This is a genomic window from Burkholderia stagnalis (genome assembly GCF_039848545.1).
GTDB classification, from domain to species: domain Bacteria; phylum Pseudomonadota; class Gammaproteobacteria; order Burkholderiales; family Burkholderiaceae; genus Burkholderia; species Burkholderia stagnalis.
The window spans coordinates 1,778,020-1,794,142 of the sequence record NZ_CP156686.1 but is presented as its reverse complement, the minus strand read 5'-3'; the positions used below and the strand labels follow the sequence as shown (position 1 = coordinate 1,794,142).

12 protein-coding genes and 1 tRNA gene are annotated in these 16,123 nt (G+C 66.8%); 9 read left to right on the top strand and 4 right to left on the bottom strand.

Annotated features, from left to right (window positions below):
- Window positions 1–10: 10 nt before the first annotated feature.
- A complete protein-coding gene (locus tag ABFO07_RS24695) occupies window positions 11–229 on the bottom strand; it encodes a hypothetical protein (protein WP_124546202.1) in 219 nt (72 codons plus the stop codon).
- A 107-nt stretch (window positions 230–336) separates the two neighbouring features.
- Window positions 337–1,455: an acyltransferase family protein gene (locus ABFO07_RS24690; protein ID WP_347468725.1), complete on the bottom strand. Its 1,119-nt coding sequence runs from the start codon at window positions 1,453–1,455 to the stop codon at window positions 337–339.
- Between the two features lie 257 nt (window positions 1,456–1,712).
- On the opposite strand from ABFO07_RS24690, the gene ABFO07_RS24685 reads away from it, so the two are divergent.
- Window positions 1,713–2,159, top strand: coding sequence for an HU family DNA-binding protein (locus ABFO07_RS24685; protein ID WP_059563534.1), 447 nt, complete (start codon window positions 1,713–1,715; stop codon window positions 2,157–2,159).
- Window positions 2,160–2,982: 823 nt separating this feature from the next.
- Here ABFO07_RS24685 and ABFO07_RS24680 read toward each other — a convergent pair.
- Both ABFO07_RS24680 and ABFO07_RS24675 read right to left on the bottom strand, forming a co-directional pair.
- Window positions 2,983–4,140 carry a porin gene (locus ABFO07_RS24680; protein WP_059563535.1) on the bottom strand — a complete coding sequence of 386 codons (1,158 nt, stop codon included), beginning with the start codon at window positions 4,138–4,140 and terminating at the stop codon, window positions 2,983–2,985.
- 420 nt (window positions 4,141–4,560) lie between these two features.
- Window positions 4,561–5,481: a YihY/virulence factor BrkB family protein gene (locus tag ABFO07_RS24675; RefSeq protein ID WP_059911159.1), complete on the bottom strand. Its 921-nt coding sequence runs from the start codon at window positions 5,479–5,481 to the stop codon at window positions 4,561–4,563.
- Window positions 5,482–5,632: 151 nt separating this feature from the next.
- On the opposite strand from ABFO07_RS24675, the gene fdnG reads away from it, so the two are divergent.
- The 8 genes from fdnG (at window position 5,633) to ABFO07_RS24635 (ending at window position 16,028) form a co-directional block, all read left to right on the top strand.
- Entirely contained in the window at window positions 5,633–8,704 is a 3,072-nt protein-coding gene (fdnG, locus tag ABFO07_RS24670; RefSeq protein WP_081068445.1) for a formate dehydrogenase-N subunit alpha, read from the top strand.
- Between the two features lie 10 nt (window positions 8,705–8,714).
- Window positions 8,715–9,629 (top strand): formate dehydrogenase subunit beta, encoded by a 915-nt coding sequence (gene fdxH, locus ABFO07_RS24665; RefSeq protein ID WP_059808450.1) that lies wholly within the window; start codon window positions 8,715–8,717, stop codon window positions 9,627–9,629.
- Complete coding sequence (locus ABFO07_RS24660) at window positions 9,626–10,252, top strand: formate dehydrogenase subunit gamma (RefSeq protein WP_059808447.1); 627 nt, start codon at window positions 9,626–9,628, stop codon at window positions 10,250–10,252. Before fdxH ends, ABFO07_RS24660 begins: the two co-directional genes overlap by 4 nt.
- A gap of 108 nt (window positions 10,253–10,360) precedes the next feature.
- Window positions 10,361–11,293 carry a formate dehydrogenase accessory protein FdhE gene (fdhE, locus tag ABFO07_RS24655; RefSeq protein WP_175038303.1) on the top strand — a complete coding sequence of 311 codons (933 nt, stop codon included), beginning with the start codon at window positions 10,361–10,363 and terminating at the stop codon, window positions 11,291–11,293.
- 66 nt (window positions 11,294–11,359) lie between these two features.
- Window positions 11,360–12,799: an L-seryl-tRNA(Sec) selenium transferase gene (gene selA / locus ABFO07_RS24650; protein ID WP_059884269.1), complete on the top strand. Its 1,440-nt coding sequence runs from the start codon at window positions 11,360–11,362 to the stop codon at window positions 12,797–12,799.
- Complete coding sequence (selB, locus tag ABFO07_RS24645; RefSeq protein ID WP_059884268.1) at window positions 12,796–14,721, top strand: selenocysteine-specific translation elongation factor; 1,926 nt, start codon at window positions 12,796–12,798, stop codon at window positions 14,719–14,721. The genes selA and selB overlap by 4 nt, the downstream gene beginning before the upstream one ends.
- Window positions 14,722–14,740: 19 nt before the next feature.
- A tRNA-Sec gene (locus ABFO07_RS24640) sits at window positions 14,741–14,836 on the top strand.
- Window positions 14,837–15,086: 250 nt separating this feature from the next.
- Window positions 15,087–16,028 (top strand): LysR family transcriptional regulator, encoded by a 942-nt coding sequence (locus ABFO07_RS24635; protein ID WP_059884267.1) that lies wholly within the window; start codon window positions 15,087–15,089, stop codon window positions 16,026–16,028.
- Window positions 16,029–16,123: the final 95 nt, after the last annotated feature.

Sequence of the window (16,123 nt, the reverse complement as noted above, 5' to 3'; positions counted from 1 at the left end):
GCGTCACGTTTCAGGTGGTGGTTGTTCCGTTGGCCCCGGTACGCATTGCGTCCGGGGCTTTTTTGCGGGTGGGCCGGGCGGGGATGTCCTCGTCGTCGCGGTATGCAGCCGTGCAGCCGGGGTGGAACGCGGCGTAGGTGGCGAAGCGGGCCGCGGATACGGCGTGCATCCGCTGGAATCGCGCGCGGCATTGCATCAATGCACGATGGCATTTTTCAGGCGCAAGCATGGCGACGTTTCACCGCGTATCGGCGACGTCCTGCTGCTGCACCCGTAGCTCGTCGCCGGCCGCTTGCAAGCGTGCCGGAGGCCGCGCGATGCAGGGCCGCGCCGCCGTCAGCGCGCGGACGTGCGTTGCGGCGCCGCGAAATGCCGTGCGAGCCGCGCGGCGATCGGCTTCTTGCAGTCGAGCAGCCTTTTTTCGAGATAGCGCCAGGAAAGATGCGCGAGCAGCACCGCGAGCCCGAACTGCAGCATTTCGGGCACGACGTCCTGGACGATCTGCGGCACGTGCGCGTGCTGGAAGCCCGCCGGCATCACGCCGAAGCGCGCGGGGATCAGGTTGTGGAACAGGTAGAAGCCGTAGCTGATCGTGCCGAGGTAGACGAGCGGCGCGCGGTCCAGCAGCGCGACGGCGGGATGGTCGGGGGCGCCGACGATCCAGAGCAGCAGCGCGCCGAGCGACGCGGACAGGCCGAGGTCCGCGATGCCCGCCAGCGCGTTCGGCAGCGTGGTGCACGCGGGCAGCACGAGGAAGAACACGACGCCTGCCGCCGCGAGCCAGCCGGGCGGCAGGCGGTGCGACACGACGGGGCCGTGGCTGGCCAGCGCCATCGCGCCGACACCGCCGAGCGCGATCAGCGCGAAATTCCACGGCGAAAACGCATAGATCAGCACCGGTGACGCGCCCGCCAGATAGAGGCCGAGATGCGCGGCCGCACACAGCGCGATCGCGGCGATGCCGAGCGCGATGTGCCGCGCGGACGGCGTGGCGAGCAGCGCAAGCGGCGCGATCAGGTAGAACTGCTGTTCGACGGCGAGGCTCCAGAAGTGCGACGTCGAGCCGGGCCAGCCGTTCTTGACCACGCCGATCCATGCGTTCGACAGGAACAGCGCGTGCCACGCGAGACCGAGATCGACGTCGCGCTGGTAGAACAGCGCATGCGCGAGCGCGAGCGCGGCGAGCAGCAGGTAGTAGACGGGGAAGATCCGCAGCGCGCGCTTCGCGAGGAACAGGCTGAATGCGTGACGCTGCGTCAACGTGCCGCGCTCGATCTCCTGGCGGCTGCGATGCAGCTCGCCGACGATCAGGAATCCGCTGATCAGGAAAAACGTCCACACGCCGAGCTTGCCGACGTCGATCGCGAGGACGTGGCCCTTGTGGGACAGGAAGACGAGGATGACCGCGATGGCGCGCAGGCCGTCGAGTCCCTTGACGTATCTGATTTCGCGCATGAGGGCATCCGGGCATTGGGCGACGGCAGTATAGGCGCGCAAATATCGAACGTAATTCGCGAAACGACGCGTACGTATAGGCGTTTTTTGCGTTTCGCGCGGTGTCGTAGTCAGCAGCGCGCAACAAAACCTGCTGGAAACCCGCGGAAAACACACAAAAGTGCTGCACGAAGCGTCATGGCGCTTGTAGAATCCGGCGTTGAAGCGCGCGTGTTGCGTGCTTCGTGTATCCAACGACCACACCTGGTAGGAGAAACATGGCGACTTCCGCAAAAAAGGTGGCCAAGAAGGCTGCCGCACCGGCCAAGAAAGTGGCTGCCAAAAAAGCCGAGCCCGCGAAGAAAGTAGCGGCCAAGAAGGCCGTCGTCGCGAAGGCTCCCGCCGCTCCGACGCCGCTGAAGGACAAGTTCACGAAGGCTTCGCTCGCGACGCACATCGCTGAGCGCGCAGCCGTCGAAGTGAAGGCCGTCAAGGCAGTGCTGGCCGCACTCGAGAACGTCGTGCTGGGCTCGGTCCACAAGAAGGGCGCAGGCGAGTTCACGCTGCCGGGTCTGCTGAAGATCACGGCGCAAGCTGTGCCGGCGAAGAAGAAGCGCTTCGGCAAGGATCCGTTCACGGGCGAAGAGCGTTGGTTCCCGGCAAAGCCGGCCAGCGTGCGCGTGAAGGCACGTGCGCTGAAGAAGCTGAAGGACGCGGCTGCATAAGTGCGGCGCGACAGGCGCCGGCCCGTGGGCCGGCGGCTGTGGCGGTGTCCGACGATCCCCGTACGCGAAAGCGTACGGGGATTCTTTTTTTGTGGCGTGGGCGTGGGCGTGGCGGGCGAGTGGATGAAGTCGCGTTGAAGCGACGAGGCGAAGCGCGTGCGCGTGCGGGATGTGCGGCGGGTATCGGCGTAACGCGTTCGTGATGTCCTCGGTTGCGGCGCACGTTCGTCAATTCGGCGCGGGTCGATGCAGGGAGCGCGAACGGAGCGGGATGCTTGGGCGTCGTTTCTGCGGCTGCATGCGACGCAGCGGATGCGTCTGCATCTCCGTTCGCATCGACGCATGCCTTGCCGGTGTCGCAGCGGCTTGCCGTCGATGACGGTTCGTGCCCGGTGGCGATGCGAGCCGGAGGCTGCGCCAAACGCGCCGTGTTCGGGCTGCAAGATCGAAGTGGAGGGTTGCTGCATCCGTGCAGCCGCAGCGGCAGCAGCGAGCGCTTGAGGCGCCCGGCAATCGAATCGACTGCCGTGGGTCTGCGTTCTGCTGGAGCGGGCCCTGTCGCCTGCTTGGGAGGGGGCGAGCAGGTGATGTCGGCGGTATCGGGAAGGGGCGTCTATCGCCTTATCAGCACGCTGAATGACATACGGCGCACGGCCGCGCCGAGTGCTGAACCCGAGTGCTCGAACACGCCTGCGCGATGCGTAAACGGTCATGTCTCGCCGGCCGCAGGCAAGAAAAAAGCCAGCCATGGCCGAAACCGATGACTGGCTTTGCAGGCCGGCGACACGGCATCCGAAGACGCCGCGTGCCGGGAACATTGTTTTTAGAACTTGTGGCGCAGGCCGAGTGCAACCACTTCTTGCGACTTCGTGCCGGCGAAACCATACGAGCCGACCGATGCTTGCGCGGGCTGCCGTACGCCGTCGACGAGCTGCGTGCCGCTTGCGTGCTGGTATGCGCCGACCAGGTAGACGTCCGTGCGCTTCGACAGCGAGTAATCCGCACCCAGCGAAACCTGATGGTACTTCGCGTCCGTGTCGCCGCTTGCCTTCGTGTACGCGTAGCCGAGACCCAGCAGCAGCGGCGGCGTGACCTGGTACGTCACGAAGCCGCGGCCCGTGTTGTACTTTTGGGTCGAGCTGAAGCCCGAGAATGCGTCCGGCTTGTACTGCGCATTGCTGTAGCCAATGCCGAACGTCACCGGGCCGATCGCGTACTGACCTGCAACCTGGGCGATCCCGATCGACTTGGCCGTCACGTAACCCGAGTTGATCGGACCTTCGACGATGTTGTCGGACGTCGTCGAACCCCAGCCGGAGCGGAGGCCGGCGGCCGTCGGCGACGGGTTGTTCGCGTAGAAGTAGCCGGCAGCAACGCCAACCGGGCCGTTGTTGTAGGCGGCTGCGACCGACCAGGTCTGGCCCGAGCCCGTCTTGCCTGCCACGCCGCCGAGGGCGTACATGCCTTCGACCTGGAAGCCGGCGAACACCGGCGACGTGTACTTGATTGCGTTGCTGACGCGCAGGCTGTTGTCGTTGTTGTCGACGTCACCCGGCGTTGCGAAGACGCTGCCGAAATAGTTGTCGGCCGTTACGGCCTGGACCAGGTCGACGAGCGGGTCATACTGGCGACCCAGCGTGAGCGTACCGTACTGGCTGCTTTCCAGACCGACGTAAGCCTGACGACCGAACATGCGCTTGCCCTGGCCCAGCGCACCCGACGTCGAGTCGAAGCCGTTTTCCAACTGGAAGATTGCCTTCAGGCCACCACCGAGGTCCTCGGCACCCTTCAGGCCGAAGCGGCTGCCTTGCAGGTTGCCGCTACCCATCGCCCACATATTGTTGCCTTGACCTGCGTTACCGTGAACATAGGTGATCGACGTGTCGATCACGCCGTACAGCGTCACGCTCGACTGAGCCTGAGCAGCGCCAGCAGCGCCCAGCAGGGCGAGCGAGAGGGTAGAAAGTGCAATTTTCTTCATCGTTGAGTTTCTCCACGCGAGTAATTCGTGAGTCGTTATTTGTTGCGGATTGCAGAATAGCTCAGTGCCATACGCGCAAGAAAGCTCAAAAAATAAAGTGTCTCCAAAACATCACACCGGAGAAAAATCCATATAGATCAAGGACATCAAGCACTATTCCTATTTTTGAAATAGTTGACAATTGCTGCGGCGCGATTGTTGTGACGCTCGGCATGCACCACGAGCGACCCTTTGATTCCCTGCAATGGTGCGATGAAAATGCGATTGGCAAACGTTTGCGCATGCCGCGGCGAGCGTTTTGGACGCGAGGGCGTGTCCGGCGCGGCGCGTCATGCGCCGGGACCTCCGGAAAAGACTCAGTTGCGCAAATTGTGCTACTCGCGTAAGCGAATCGCCAGACATTGAAATCGCATCGCCGCGTCACGACTCGCGCGGCCGGCTGGCTTCGGATGTTTCCGTCGGCGGGCCGGCCGGATCCCCATGCGCGGCGCCCCTCGCCGCCGCGAATTCCGCGCCGAGCAGCAGCACGGCGGCGGAGAAGTACAGCCACATCAGCAGCACCGCGAACGACCCGGCCGCGCCGAACGCGCTCGCGGTGCCGGCATGCGCGAGATACAGCGCGAACAGCTTCTTGCCGCCGGAGAACAGGATGGCGGACACGCTGCCGCCGATGGTCGCGTCGCGCCACGCGACGCGCGCGTCCGGCAGGAACTTCATCAGCGTGGCGAACGCGGCCGCGAGCACCGCGATGCCGGCGAAGAACTGCACGACGTTGGTGATCGCGATATACGGCGAATCGCCCCATAGCCACATGCCGACGAACGTGATCGCCGTGTCGAGCACGAGCGAGACGATCAGCAGGAACGCGACGCCGAGCACGAGCCCGAACGAGACCAGCCGCACCCGCACGAGGCCGAGCACGTTCGACCAGCGCCTCTCGGCCGCCGGCCAGATCACGCTCAGCGCGGTGTTGAGCGACGCGAACGTTGCCGACGCACCGACCGCCAGCGCGGCGAACGAGATCAGCGTCGCGAGGCCGCCGCGCTGGCCGCTGCGGTGCGCGTTCTGGACGATGGTCTGCACGCTCGCCGCCGCGTCGTCGCCGATCAGCTGGCGCGCCTGCTCGAACACCTGGCCGCGCGCGGCATCGTCGCCGTAGAACCAGCCGGCCACCGCGATCACCATCACGAGCATCGGCGCGAGCGAGAACGCCGAATAGAACGCGATGCTCGCGGCCATCGTCGTGCAGCGGTCCGACGAAAAACGCTGGAACGCGGCCAGCGCCCAGTTGGCCTGCCGTCTTGCCAGGCGGGTCGCATCAGCGGGAATATGTGGTTTCATCGCGTATCGGGTCGTGACGCGGGAGGGCGACGCCACGTAAAGCTCCATTTGTGCATACCGGACAATTCAATATTGATACGAAGATTCGAACATAGTTGCGTGAACTGTCTATAATTCCTTTCGATCCCCCCACAATAAAGCCGAGACCATCATGCTACAAATGTCCCGGCGCCAGTTCCTGAAAGTGACCGCCACGTCGCTCGCCGGATCGAGTCTTGCCCTCATGGGCTTCTCGCCGACCGAAGCGCTCGCGGAGGTCCGTCAGTACAAGCTGGCGCGAACCGTCGAAACACGCAACACCTGCCCATACTGCTCCGTCGGCTGCGGCATCCTGATGTACAGCCTGGGCGACGGCGCGAAGAACGCGCAGTCGAGCATCATCCACATCGAAGGCGACCCCGACCACCCGGTCAATCGCGGCACGCTGTGCCCGAAGGGCGCGAGCCTGATCGACTTCATCCACAGCCCGAGCCGCCTGATGCATCCGGAATACCGTGCACCGGGTTCGGACAAGTGGGAGCGCATTTCGTGGAACGACGCGCTCGACCGCATCGCGAAGCTGATGAAGGCCGACCGCGACGCGAACTTCGTCGAGACGACCGACGACGGCGCGAAGGTCAACCGCTGGCTCACGACCGGCATGCTGGCCGCATCGGCGGGCAGCAACGAGGTCGGTTACCTGACGCACAAGGTCATCCGCAGCACGGGGATGCTCGCGTTCGACAATCAGGCGCGTGTCTGACATGGCCCGACGGTGGCAGGTCTTGCCCCGACGTTTGGCCGTGGAGCGATGACGAACCATTGGGTCGACATCAAGAACGCGGACGTGATTCTCGTGATGGGCGGCAATGCAGCCGAGGCCCATCCGTGCGGATTCAAGTGGGTAACGGAGGCGAAGGCGCACCGCAAGGCGCGGCTGATCGTCGTCGACCCGCGCTTTACGCGCACCGCCTCGGTGGCGGACTACTACGCGCCGATTCGCACCGGCACCGACATCGCCTTCCTGGGCGGCGTCATCAACTATCTGCTGACGAACGACAAGATCCAGCATGAGTACGTGAAGAACTACACGGACTTCTCGTTCATCGTGCGCGAGGATTTCGCGTTCAACGACGGCATCTATTCCGGCTACGACGCCGAGAAGCACGCGTACCCGGACAAGTCGAGCTGGGACTACGAGCGCGGCGACGACGGCTTCGTGAAGGTCGACCCGACGCTCGCGCACCCGCGCTGCGTCTACAACCTGCTGAAGCAGCACTACGCGCGCTATACGGCCGAGATGGTCGAGCAGGTGTGCGGCACGCCGAAGGACAAGTTCCTGAAGGTCTGCGAGATGCTCGCGACCACCGCCGTGCCCGGCCGCGCCGGCACGATCCTGTACGCGCTCGGCTGGACCCACCACTCGATCGGCGCGCAGATGATCCGCACCGGCGCGATGGTGCAGCTGCTGCTCGGCAACATCGGCATCGCCGGCGGCGGCATGAACGCGCTGCGCGGCCACTCGAACATCCAGGGGCTGACCGACCTCGGGCTGATGTCGAACCTGCTGCCGGGCTACATGACGCTGCCGATGCAGTCCGAGCAGGACTTCGACGGCTACATCAAGAAGCGCGCGCAGCAGCCGCTGCGGCCGAACCAGCTCAGCTACTGGAAGAACTACAAGGCCTTCCATGTCAGCTTCATGAAGGCGTGGTGGGGCGATGCGGCGACCGCCGAGAACAACTGGGGCTACGACTACCTGCCGAAGCTCGACAAGCAGTACGACCTGCTGCAGACGATCGAGCTGATGAATGCCGGCAAGATGAACGGCTACATCTGCCAGGGCTTCAACCCGCTTGCGGCCGCGCCGTCGAAGGTGAAGACGGCCGCGGGGCTCGCGAAGCTGAAGTGGCTCGTGATCATGGATCCGCTCGCGACCGAGACGTCGGAGTTCTGGAAGAACCACGGCGACTACAACGACGTCGATTCGTCGAAGATCCAGACCGAGGTGTTCCGTTTGCCCACCACGTGCTTCGCGGAGGAAAACGGCTCGCTCGTGAGTTCGAGCCGCGTGCTGCAATGGCACTGGAAGGGCGCGGAGCCGCCGGGCGAGGCGCGCAGCGATCTCGAGATCATGTCGGGGCTGTTCCAGCGCATGCGCGATGCGTACAAGAAGGACGGCGGCAAGTTCCCCGACCCGATCGTCAACCTGACCTGGCCGTACGCGAACCCGGAAAGCCCGACGCCCGAAGAGCTCGCGAAGGAGTTCAACGGCAAGGCGCTGGCCGACCTGCCCGATCCGAAGGATCCGGCCAAGACGCTCGTGAAGAAGGGCGAGCAGCTCGCCGCGTTCGCGCAGCTGAAGGACGACGGCACGACGGCGAGCGGCTGCTGGATCTTCTGCGGATCGTGGACGCAGGCCGGCAACCAGATGGGGCGGCGCGACAACTCGGATCCGACCGGCATCGGCCAGACGCTCGGCTGGGCGTGGGCATGGCCCGCGAACCGGCGGATCCTGTACAACCGCGCATCGTGCGACGTCGGCGGCAAGCCGTTCGACCCGACCCGGAAACTGATCGGCTGGAACGGCAGCGCGTGGTCGGGCCCGGACATTCCCGACTACAAGGCCGACGAGTCGCCCGAGACCGGCATGGGCCCGTTCATCATGAACCCGGAAGGCGTCGCACGCTTCTTCGCGCGCGCCGGGATGAACGAAGGCCCGTTCCCCGAGCACTACGAGCCGTTCGAGACGCCGCTCGCCGCGAACCCGTTCCATCCGAACAACCCGCAGGCGCTGAACAACCCGGCCGCCCGCGTGTTCCCGGACGATCGCGCGTCGTTCGGCAAGGTCGCGGAGTTCCCGCACGTCGCGACGACCTATCGTCTGACCGAGCATTTCCACTACTGGACCAAGCATGCGCGGCTGAACTCGATCATCCAGCCCGAGCAATTCGTCGAGATCGGCGAAGACCTCGCGAAGGAAGTCGGCGTCGCGCACGGCGATCGCGTGAGGGTGTCGTCCAAGCGCGGCCATATCGTCGCGGTGGCGCTCGTCACGAAGCGGATAAAGCCGCTGACGGTCGACGGCAAGAAGGTCCAGACGGTCGGTATCCCGTTGCACTGGGGCTTCAAGGGGTTGACGAAGCCCGGCTATCTCGCGAATACCCTGACTCCGTCCGTGGGTGACGGCAACTCGTACACACCGGAATTCAAGTCGTTCCTGGTGAAGGTCGAAAAGGCGTAAGGGGAAAGAGATGGCATTGCAATCGCTGGATATCAAGCGCGTGTCGGCCACCACCACGCCGCCGCCCACGGCGCGCGAGCCGGTGACCGGGAGCGTCGCGAAACTGATCGACGTGTCGAAGTGCATCGGCTGCAAGGCGTGCCAGACGGCGTGCATGGAGTGGAACGACCTGCGCGACGAAGTCGGCACCAACGTCGGCGTGTACGACAACCCGGCCGACCTGTCGGAGCACTCGTGGACGGTGATGCGCTTCGCCGAATACGAGAACCCGGCGGGCGACCTCGAATGGCTGATCCGCAAGGACGGCTGCATGCACTGCGAGGATCCGGGCTGTCTGAAGGCGTGCCCGTCGCCGGGCGCGATCGTGCAGTACAACAACGGGATCGTCGATTTCCACGAGGAGAACTGCATCGGCTGCGGCTATTGCGTGACCGGCTGCCCGTTCAACGTCCCGCGGATCTCGAAGAAGGATCATCGCGCGTACAAGTGCACGCTCTGCTCCGACCGCGTCGCGGTCGGCCAGGAGCCGGCCTGCGTGAAGACCTGCCCGACGGGCGCGATCGTGTTCGGCACCAAGGAGGACATGAAGCAGCACGCGGCCGAGCGGATCGAGGACCTGAAGGAGCGCGGCTTCGAGCACGCGGGGCTGTACGATCCGCAGGGCGTCGGCGGCACGCACGTGATGTACGTGCTGCACCATGCCGACAAGCCGTCGCTGTACCACGGCCTGCCGGACAACCCGTCGATCAGCCCGATGGTGAAGCTGTGGAAGGGCATCGCGAAGCCGCTCGCGGTCGCGGGCATTGCGCTCACGGCGCTGGCCGGCTTCTTCCACTACACCCGGGTCGGCCCGAACGAGGTGAGCGACGAGGAGGAAGCCGCCGCCCGCGACGAAGCGCGACGCATCAAGGAGGACGCGAAATGAAGCACGACGACCCCAACCTGATCGTCCGCTACACGGCGAACGAGCGGACGAACCACTGGATCACCGCGATCACGTTCGTGCTGCTCGCGCTGTCGGGGCTCGCGCTGTTCCATCCGTCGATGTTCTGGCTCACCGCGCTGTTCGGCGGCGGCCAGTGGACGCGGATCCTGCACCCGTTCGTCGGCCTCGTGATGTTCGTGTCGTTCGCGGTGATGGCCGTGCGCTACTGGCATCACAACGTGCTCGACCGCGACGACGTGCAGTGGCTGCGCCAGATCGACGACGTGCTCGCGAACCGCGAGGACAAGCTGCCGGAGATCGGGCGCTATAACGCCGGACAGAAACTGCTATTCTTCGCGATGGTGGCGTGTCTCGCGCTGTTGCTGCTGTCGGGCATCGTCATCTGGCGGCGGTATTTCTCGTTCTACTTCCCGATCGGGGTGATCCGGATCGCGGCAGTCGTCCACGCCGTCGCGGCGTTCGTGCTGATCGTCGGCATCGTCACGCATATCTATGCGGCGCTGTGGATCAAGGGCTCGATCCGGGCGATGGTGCGCGGCACGGTAACCCTCGGCTGGGCGCGCAAGCACCATCCGAAGTGGTTCCGTGAAAGCGTGAAGTAGCGCACCGGAACGGGGCGGCGCGCCGGTTGCGGCGCGCGGCTCCGGCCATTGCCGGAACTTGCCTGAAGCGCCGACGCGTCGGCGCTTGTTTTTTTGGAAGACACTCTCGTGACACAACGCATTCTTGAGCCGACCGAGATCTCGGCGCTCGATCATTCGGCGATTCCGCGCTTCCGCCTGCCGGAACGCGCCACGGTTTTCTCGGCGCGCGCCGCGCGCCTGCGCCAGCTGGCCGACCTGAACCCGATCGGCGGCTACCTGCGGCTGATGGCGGTGCTCGCCGACGCGCAGCACGCGGTGCTGCAGGATTTCGCCGCGCAGATGCCGTCGCCGGACGCGATCGCGCGCGCGCAGCAGCATTCGATGCCGCTCGTGCCGGCGCTCGGCGGCGAGCGCGATCCGCAATGGCGGGCCGTGCTGTATGAACTGCTCGACCGCGTCGAAGGCGCCGGGCTCGTCAATCCGGCGCTCGCGAAGCTGCTCGACCGGCTCCGCCTGATGGCGCCGGCCGAGCTCGACGCGCAGGCCGATGCGATCCTCGCGCTGCGCTTCGCCGAAGTCGAACCGGCCACCGCGCCGTTCCTGATGGCCGCGCTGCAGGTGGTGTGGACCGACCTCGCGAGCCGCACGCCGCCGGCCGACGTGCCGTTCCTCGACCAGCCGGGGCTGTGCCCGGTGTGCGGCACGCACCCGGTCGCGAGCGTGGTGCGCGTGGGCGGCCAGTACGAAGGCTACCGGTTCCTGCAATGCGGGCTGTGCACGACCGAGTGGCACATGGTGCGCACCAAGTGCTCGCACTGCGATTCGACGAAGGGCATCGCGTACCACGGCATCGAGGGCGGCAGCGAAGCCGTGAAGGCCGAATCGTGCGACGAATGCAAGACGTACCGCAAGATCGGCTACCAGAACAAGGATTACGATTTCGAGCCGCTCGCGGACGATCTCGCGAGCCTCACGCTCGACCTGCTGATGAACGAGGCCGGCTATCAGCGCAGTTCGCCGAACCCGCTGCTGTGGCCGGACGTGTCGCGGGAAGAATGAACGCCTTGCCCGGGGCCGGGGCCTGCGCCTGAGCGCTCGCCCCGGCCCACAGGAGACCACACACACGTGACTGAACCTGCATTGAACGAACTGAACGCGGTGCTCGCGCGCGTGCCGTCGGTGGAGCGCGTGCTGTCGTCGGCGCCGCTGCAGCCGGTGCTCGACACGTACGGCCGCACCCGTGTGCTGAACGCGGTGCGCGCGGAGCTCGAACGCTGGCGCGCTGCGGCGCAGCACGATCCGGCGGCGGCCGGGCCGCTCGACGAAGCGCGCATTGCCGCGGCCGTCGCCCGCGCGCTGGCCGCGCAAAGCGCCGGCGCGGTGCGCACCGTCTTCAACCTGACGGGCACCGTGCTGCACACCAATCTCGGCCGTGCGCTGCTGCCCGACGACGCGGTGCGCGCGGTGGTCGCGGCGCTCACCCAGCCGGTGAATCTCGAATTCGACCTCGCGACCGGCCGCCGCGGCGACCGCGACGACCTGATCGACGATCTGCTGTGCGAACTGACCGGCGCCGAGGCGGCGACCGTCGTCAACAACAACGCGGCCGCGGTGCTGCTGACGCTGTCGGCGCTCGCGCCGAAGCGCGAGGTGATCGTGTCGCGCGGCGAGCTGGTCGAGATCGGTGGCGCGTTCCGCATTCCCGACATCATGAGCCGCGCGGGCGCGCGCCTGCGCGAGGTCGGCACCACCAATCGCACGCACCTGCGCGACTACGAAGAAGCGATCGGCCCGCGCACCGCGCTGCTGATGAAGGTGCATTGCAGCAACTACGCGATCTCGGGCTTCACGAAGGAAGTGACGCTGCCCGAACTCGCGCCGCTTGCGCGCGCGCACGGCGTGCCGGTGGCCGTCGATCTCGGCAGCGGCACGCTCGCCGACCTCACGCAATGGGGGCTGCCGCATGAGACGACGGTGCGCGAAACCGTGGCCGGCGGCGCAAACGTTGTCACGTTCAGCGGCGACAAATTGCTGGGCGGGCCGCAGGCCGGCCTGATCGTCGGCGATCGCGCGCTGATCGGCAAGATCAAGAAACATCCGCTCAAGCGCGCGCTGCGCGTCGGCAAGCTCACGCTCGCCGCGCTCGAACCCGTGCTGCGCCTGTACCAGGCGCCGGAATTCCTGCGCGAGCGGCTGACGACGCTGCGGCTGCTGACGCGCCCGCAAGCGGACATCGCCGCGGCGGCCGCGCGCGTGCAGCCCGCGCTGCAGGCGGCAATCGGCAGCGGCTACACGGTGAGCGTCGAGCCGATGTTCAGCCAGATCGGCAGCGGCGCGCTGCCGGTCGACCAGTTGCCGAGCGTCGGGCTCGTCGTGCGCACGCCGGACGGCAAGCGCGGCGGCCGCGCGCTCGCGCAGCTCGAGAAGCAGCTGCGCGGCTGGCCGCGCCCGGTGATCGGGCGCATCGCCGACGGCGCGCTGCGGCTCGACCTGCGCTGCCTCGAAGCCGACGACGAGGCGGCCCTCGTCGCGCAGTGCGCACGCTTCGCGGAGCCGGCTGCATGATCGTCGGTACGGCGGGACACATCGATCACGGCAAGACGACGCTCGTGCGCGCGCTGACGGGCGTCGACACCGATCGCCTGAAGGAAGAGAAGGCGCGCGGCATCTCGATCGAGCTCGGGTATGCATACACGCCGCTCGACAACGGCGACGTGCTCGGCCTGATCGACGTGCCGGGCCACGAGAAGCTGATCCATACGATGGCGGCCGGCGCATGCGGCATCGACTTCGCGCTGCTCGTGATCGCCGCCGACGACGGCGTGATGCCGCAGACCCGCGAGCATCTGGCGATCCTGCAACTGCTCGGCGTCACGCACGGCGCGATCGCGCTGACGAAATGCGACCGCGTCGACAGCGCGCGCCGCGCGCAGGTGCGCGACGAGATCGCCGCCTGGCTGCACGATTCGACGCTGGCCGATGCGCCGGTGTTCGAGACGCGCGCGACCGACGCGGACGATGCGGGCGTCGCGGCGCTCAAGCGTCATCTCGGCGACGCGGCGATCGCGTGGCGCGCGCGCCGCGACGACGGGCTGTTCCGGCTCGCGGTCGACCGCGTATTCACGCTGGCGGGGCAGGGCACGGTCGTGACCGGCACTGCGTTCGCCGGCCAGGCGAAGGCCGGCGACACGCTCGCGATCGTGCGCACGGGCGGCGCGGCGCGCGTGCGCAGCATCCATGCGCAAAACCGGCCGGTCGACGTCGGGCATGCGGGCGAGCGATGCGCGCTGAATCTGGCCGGGGTCGACAAGGCCGACGTGGAACGCGGCGATACGGTCGCGGATGCGCGGCTCGTCGCGACGTCGCCGCGCATCGACGTCGAGCTGACGCTGCTCGCCGATGCGGGGCTGACGCTTACGCACTGGGCGCCGCTGCATGTGCATCTCGGCACGCTGCACCGCGTTGCGCACGTCGCGCTGCTCGATGGCGAATCGCTCGCGGCCGGCCAACGGATGCGCGTGCAACTGGTGTTCGACGAGCCCGTGTTCGCGCTGCCGGGCGACCGCTTCATCGTGCGCAATCCGCAGGCGACGCGCACCGTCGGCGGCGGGCGCGTGCTCGATCCGTTCGGGCCCGTGCGCAAGCGCCGGACGCCGGCGCGCCGCGCATGGCTCGACGCGCTGGCGATATGGCTCGACGAGGGGCGGCTCGATGCGCTGCTCGGCGAGGCGCCGCTCGGCATTCCGCGCGCGACGCTCACGCACCTGACCGGCTTCGCGCCGGGCGCGCTGACGTTGCCCGACGACGCGCTGGCGATCGGCCAGCACGGCAGCGCGGCGAACGACGGCTGGGTGATTGCCCGCGCGCATTGGCGCGCGCTGCAGGCGAAGACGGTCGATACGCTGCGCGCGTATCACGAGCGCATGCCGGACGAGCAGGGGATCGATGCGGCGCGCCTGCGCCGGATGGCGGCGCCGCTCGCCGGCGATGCGCTGTGGCGCGCGCTGGTCGATGCGCTGGTGGAGGGCGGCGATGCTGCGAGAAGCGGCCCGTGGCTGCATCTGCCGTCGCATACGGTGAATCTCGACGCGCGCGAGGAGGCGCTCGCGCAGACGCTGCTGCCGCTGATTCGCGCGGGGCGTTTCGATCCGCCGTGGGTGCGCGATCTCGCGCGCGAAACGGGGGCGGCCGAGGAGGCGGTGCGTGCGCTGCTGCGCAAGCTCGCGCGGCGCGGCGATGTGCATCAGGTCGTGCGCGACCTGTTCTATCACGCGGACGTGGTGCGGGATCTCGCGATGCTCGTCGCGCAGCTCGTGCGCGCGCGCGAGGGCGGGCTCGACGCCGCGACGTTTCGCGACGCGACGGGGCTTGGCCGCAAGCGCGCGATCCAGATCCTCGAATTCTTCGATCGGGTTGGGTATACTCGCTTCCACCGCGATTTACACCTCTTGCGCCCAGATAGCGACTGGCTCGGTATGACGGCGTAGACCCGCGTTTTTTCCCCAAGGAAGGCATCCGTATCCGGTGGTGCGGCTGGACTTCAAATCCAGTAGGGGGCGTCAGACGCTCCCTGGTAGGTTCGACTCCTGCTGCCTTCCGCCATCCAACGCTTCCCGGCTATTCCGACGGCTTCCGTGAATACCCCATAGATCGCTGATTTCAAAGCGATTTGTGGGTAACGGCATGCTTGCGGCTTCCATCGAGGCTCCGCACAATCTCCCCATGAAGTAGGGGTAGCGAGCCGGGCTTTGTGGGCAGGAACGGCGGGCGACATGGCAGGACGACGTTAGAATGCTGCGCTGGCGCGCGCGGACGCAGGGTTCGGGCAGCCTCCGTCACCCATGTCAAGCGCATGAACAAATTCTCCGACATGAGCACGTTCGTGGCCGTCGTCGAATCGGGCAGTTTCTCCGAAGCGGCGCGGCGTCTCGGCACCACCAAATCAATCGTCAGCCAGCGTGTCCAGCGTCTCGAGAAACGCCTCGACTGTCCGCTGCTCAAGCGCGGCCGCCCGTTGCAGCTCACTGAACCGGGCGCGCGTTTCTTCGAGCGGTCACGGCATCTTCTGCAGGAACTCGAACGCATCGAGGACGACGTACACGAAGCCGGCTCGAGCCTGAGTGGAACGCTCAGGCTCGCGGTGCCCGTGACCTTCATCACGCGCCAGCTCGCGCCGCTGCTGTCGCGCTTCTCCGCGAAGTACCCGGCGCTATGCATCGACGTCGAAGCGGACGACCGGCTGTCCAATCTCCACGACGGTCGATTCGACGCGGCGATCCGCATCGGGCCGCTTGCCGACTCCAGTCTCGTGGCGCGCTCGCTCGCCGGAAATCATCATTTGGTGTGCGCGAGTCCTGCCTATCTCGCCCAGCGCGGCGTGCCGGCGCACCCCGACGACCTGGCGCGGCACGATGGACTGATCTATCTGAATCGCGAGCCGAACGGTATGTGGTGCCTGCCGGTCGACGGCGAGCCGAAATCGTTTCGCATCGGCACGCGCATGCGGACCGACTCGGGCCATCAATTGCTCGCCGGCGCGATCGCCGGCCTCGGCCTCGCGATCCTGCCGACTTTCCTCGCGTCCGATGCGCTGCTTTCCGGCGAACTGGTTCCGGTGCTGTCCGGCTACGCGCCGCCGGGCGGCCACGTTTCCGTCGTATATCGCAAGAGCATCCGCACGTCACCCAGGATTCACGCGCTGCTCGACTTCCTGACCGATGCGATCGGCCGTCCCGCGAGCTGGGATGTTCCGCTGATCGAACGCGGGATCCTGCCGCGCGCCAAACCGGCCTGACGACCTCCTCGATCGCGCCGGCCGACACGCCGCGTGCGATCGAACCGCGCCGTTCGGAAAAACCGAACTGCCGGTTCGCCCGCCGCCGGCTATGC

Excerpts from the sequence above, each read along its gene's own strand:
- ABFO07_RS24695 (WP_124546202.1), bottom strand. The coding sequence starts at position 229 with ATGCTTGCGCCTGAAAAATGCCATCGTGCATTGATGCAATGCCGCGCG.
- ABFO07_RS24690 (WP_347468725.1), bottom strand. The coding sequence starts at position 1,455 with ATGCGCGAAATCAGATACGTCAAGGGACTCGACGGCCTGCGCGCCATC.
- ABFO07_RS24685 (WP_059563534.1), top strand. The coding sequence starts at position 1,713 with ATGGCGACTTCCGCAAAAAAGGTGGCCAAGAAGGCTGCCGCACCGGCC.
- ABFO07_RS24680 (WP_059563535.1), bottom strand. The coding sequence starts at position 4,140 with ATGAAGAAAATTGCACTTTCTACCCTCTCGCTCGCCCTGCTGGGCGCT.
- ABFO07_RS24675 (WP_059911159.1), bottom strand. The coding sequence starts at position 5,481 with ATGAAACCACATATTCCCGCTGATGCGACCCGCCTGGCAAGACGGCAG.
- fdxH (WP_059808450.1), top strand. The coding sequence starts at position 8,715 with ATGGCATTGCAATCGCTGGATATCAAGCGCGTGTCGGCCACCACCACG.
- ABFO07_RS24660 (WP_059808447.1), top strand. The coding sequence starts at position 9,626 with ATGAAGCACGACGACCCCAACCTGATCGTCCGCTACACGGCGAACGAG.
- selB (WP_059884268.1), top strand. The coding sequence starts at position 12,796 with ATGATCGTCGGTACGGCGGGACACATCGATCACGGCAAGACGACGCTC.
- ABFO07_RS24635 (WP_059884267.1), top strand. The coding sequence starts at position 15,087 with ATGAACAAATTCTCCGACATGAGCACGTTCGTGGCCGTCGTCGAATCG.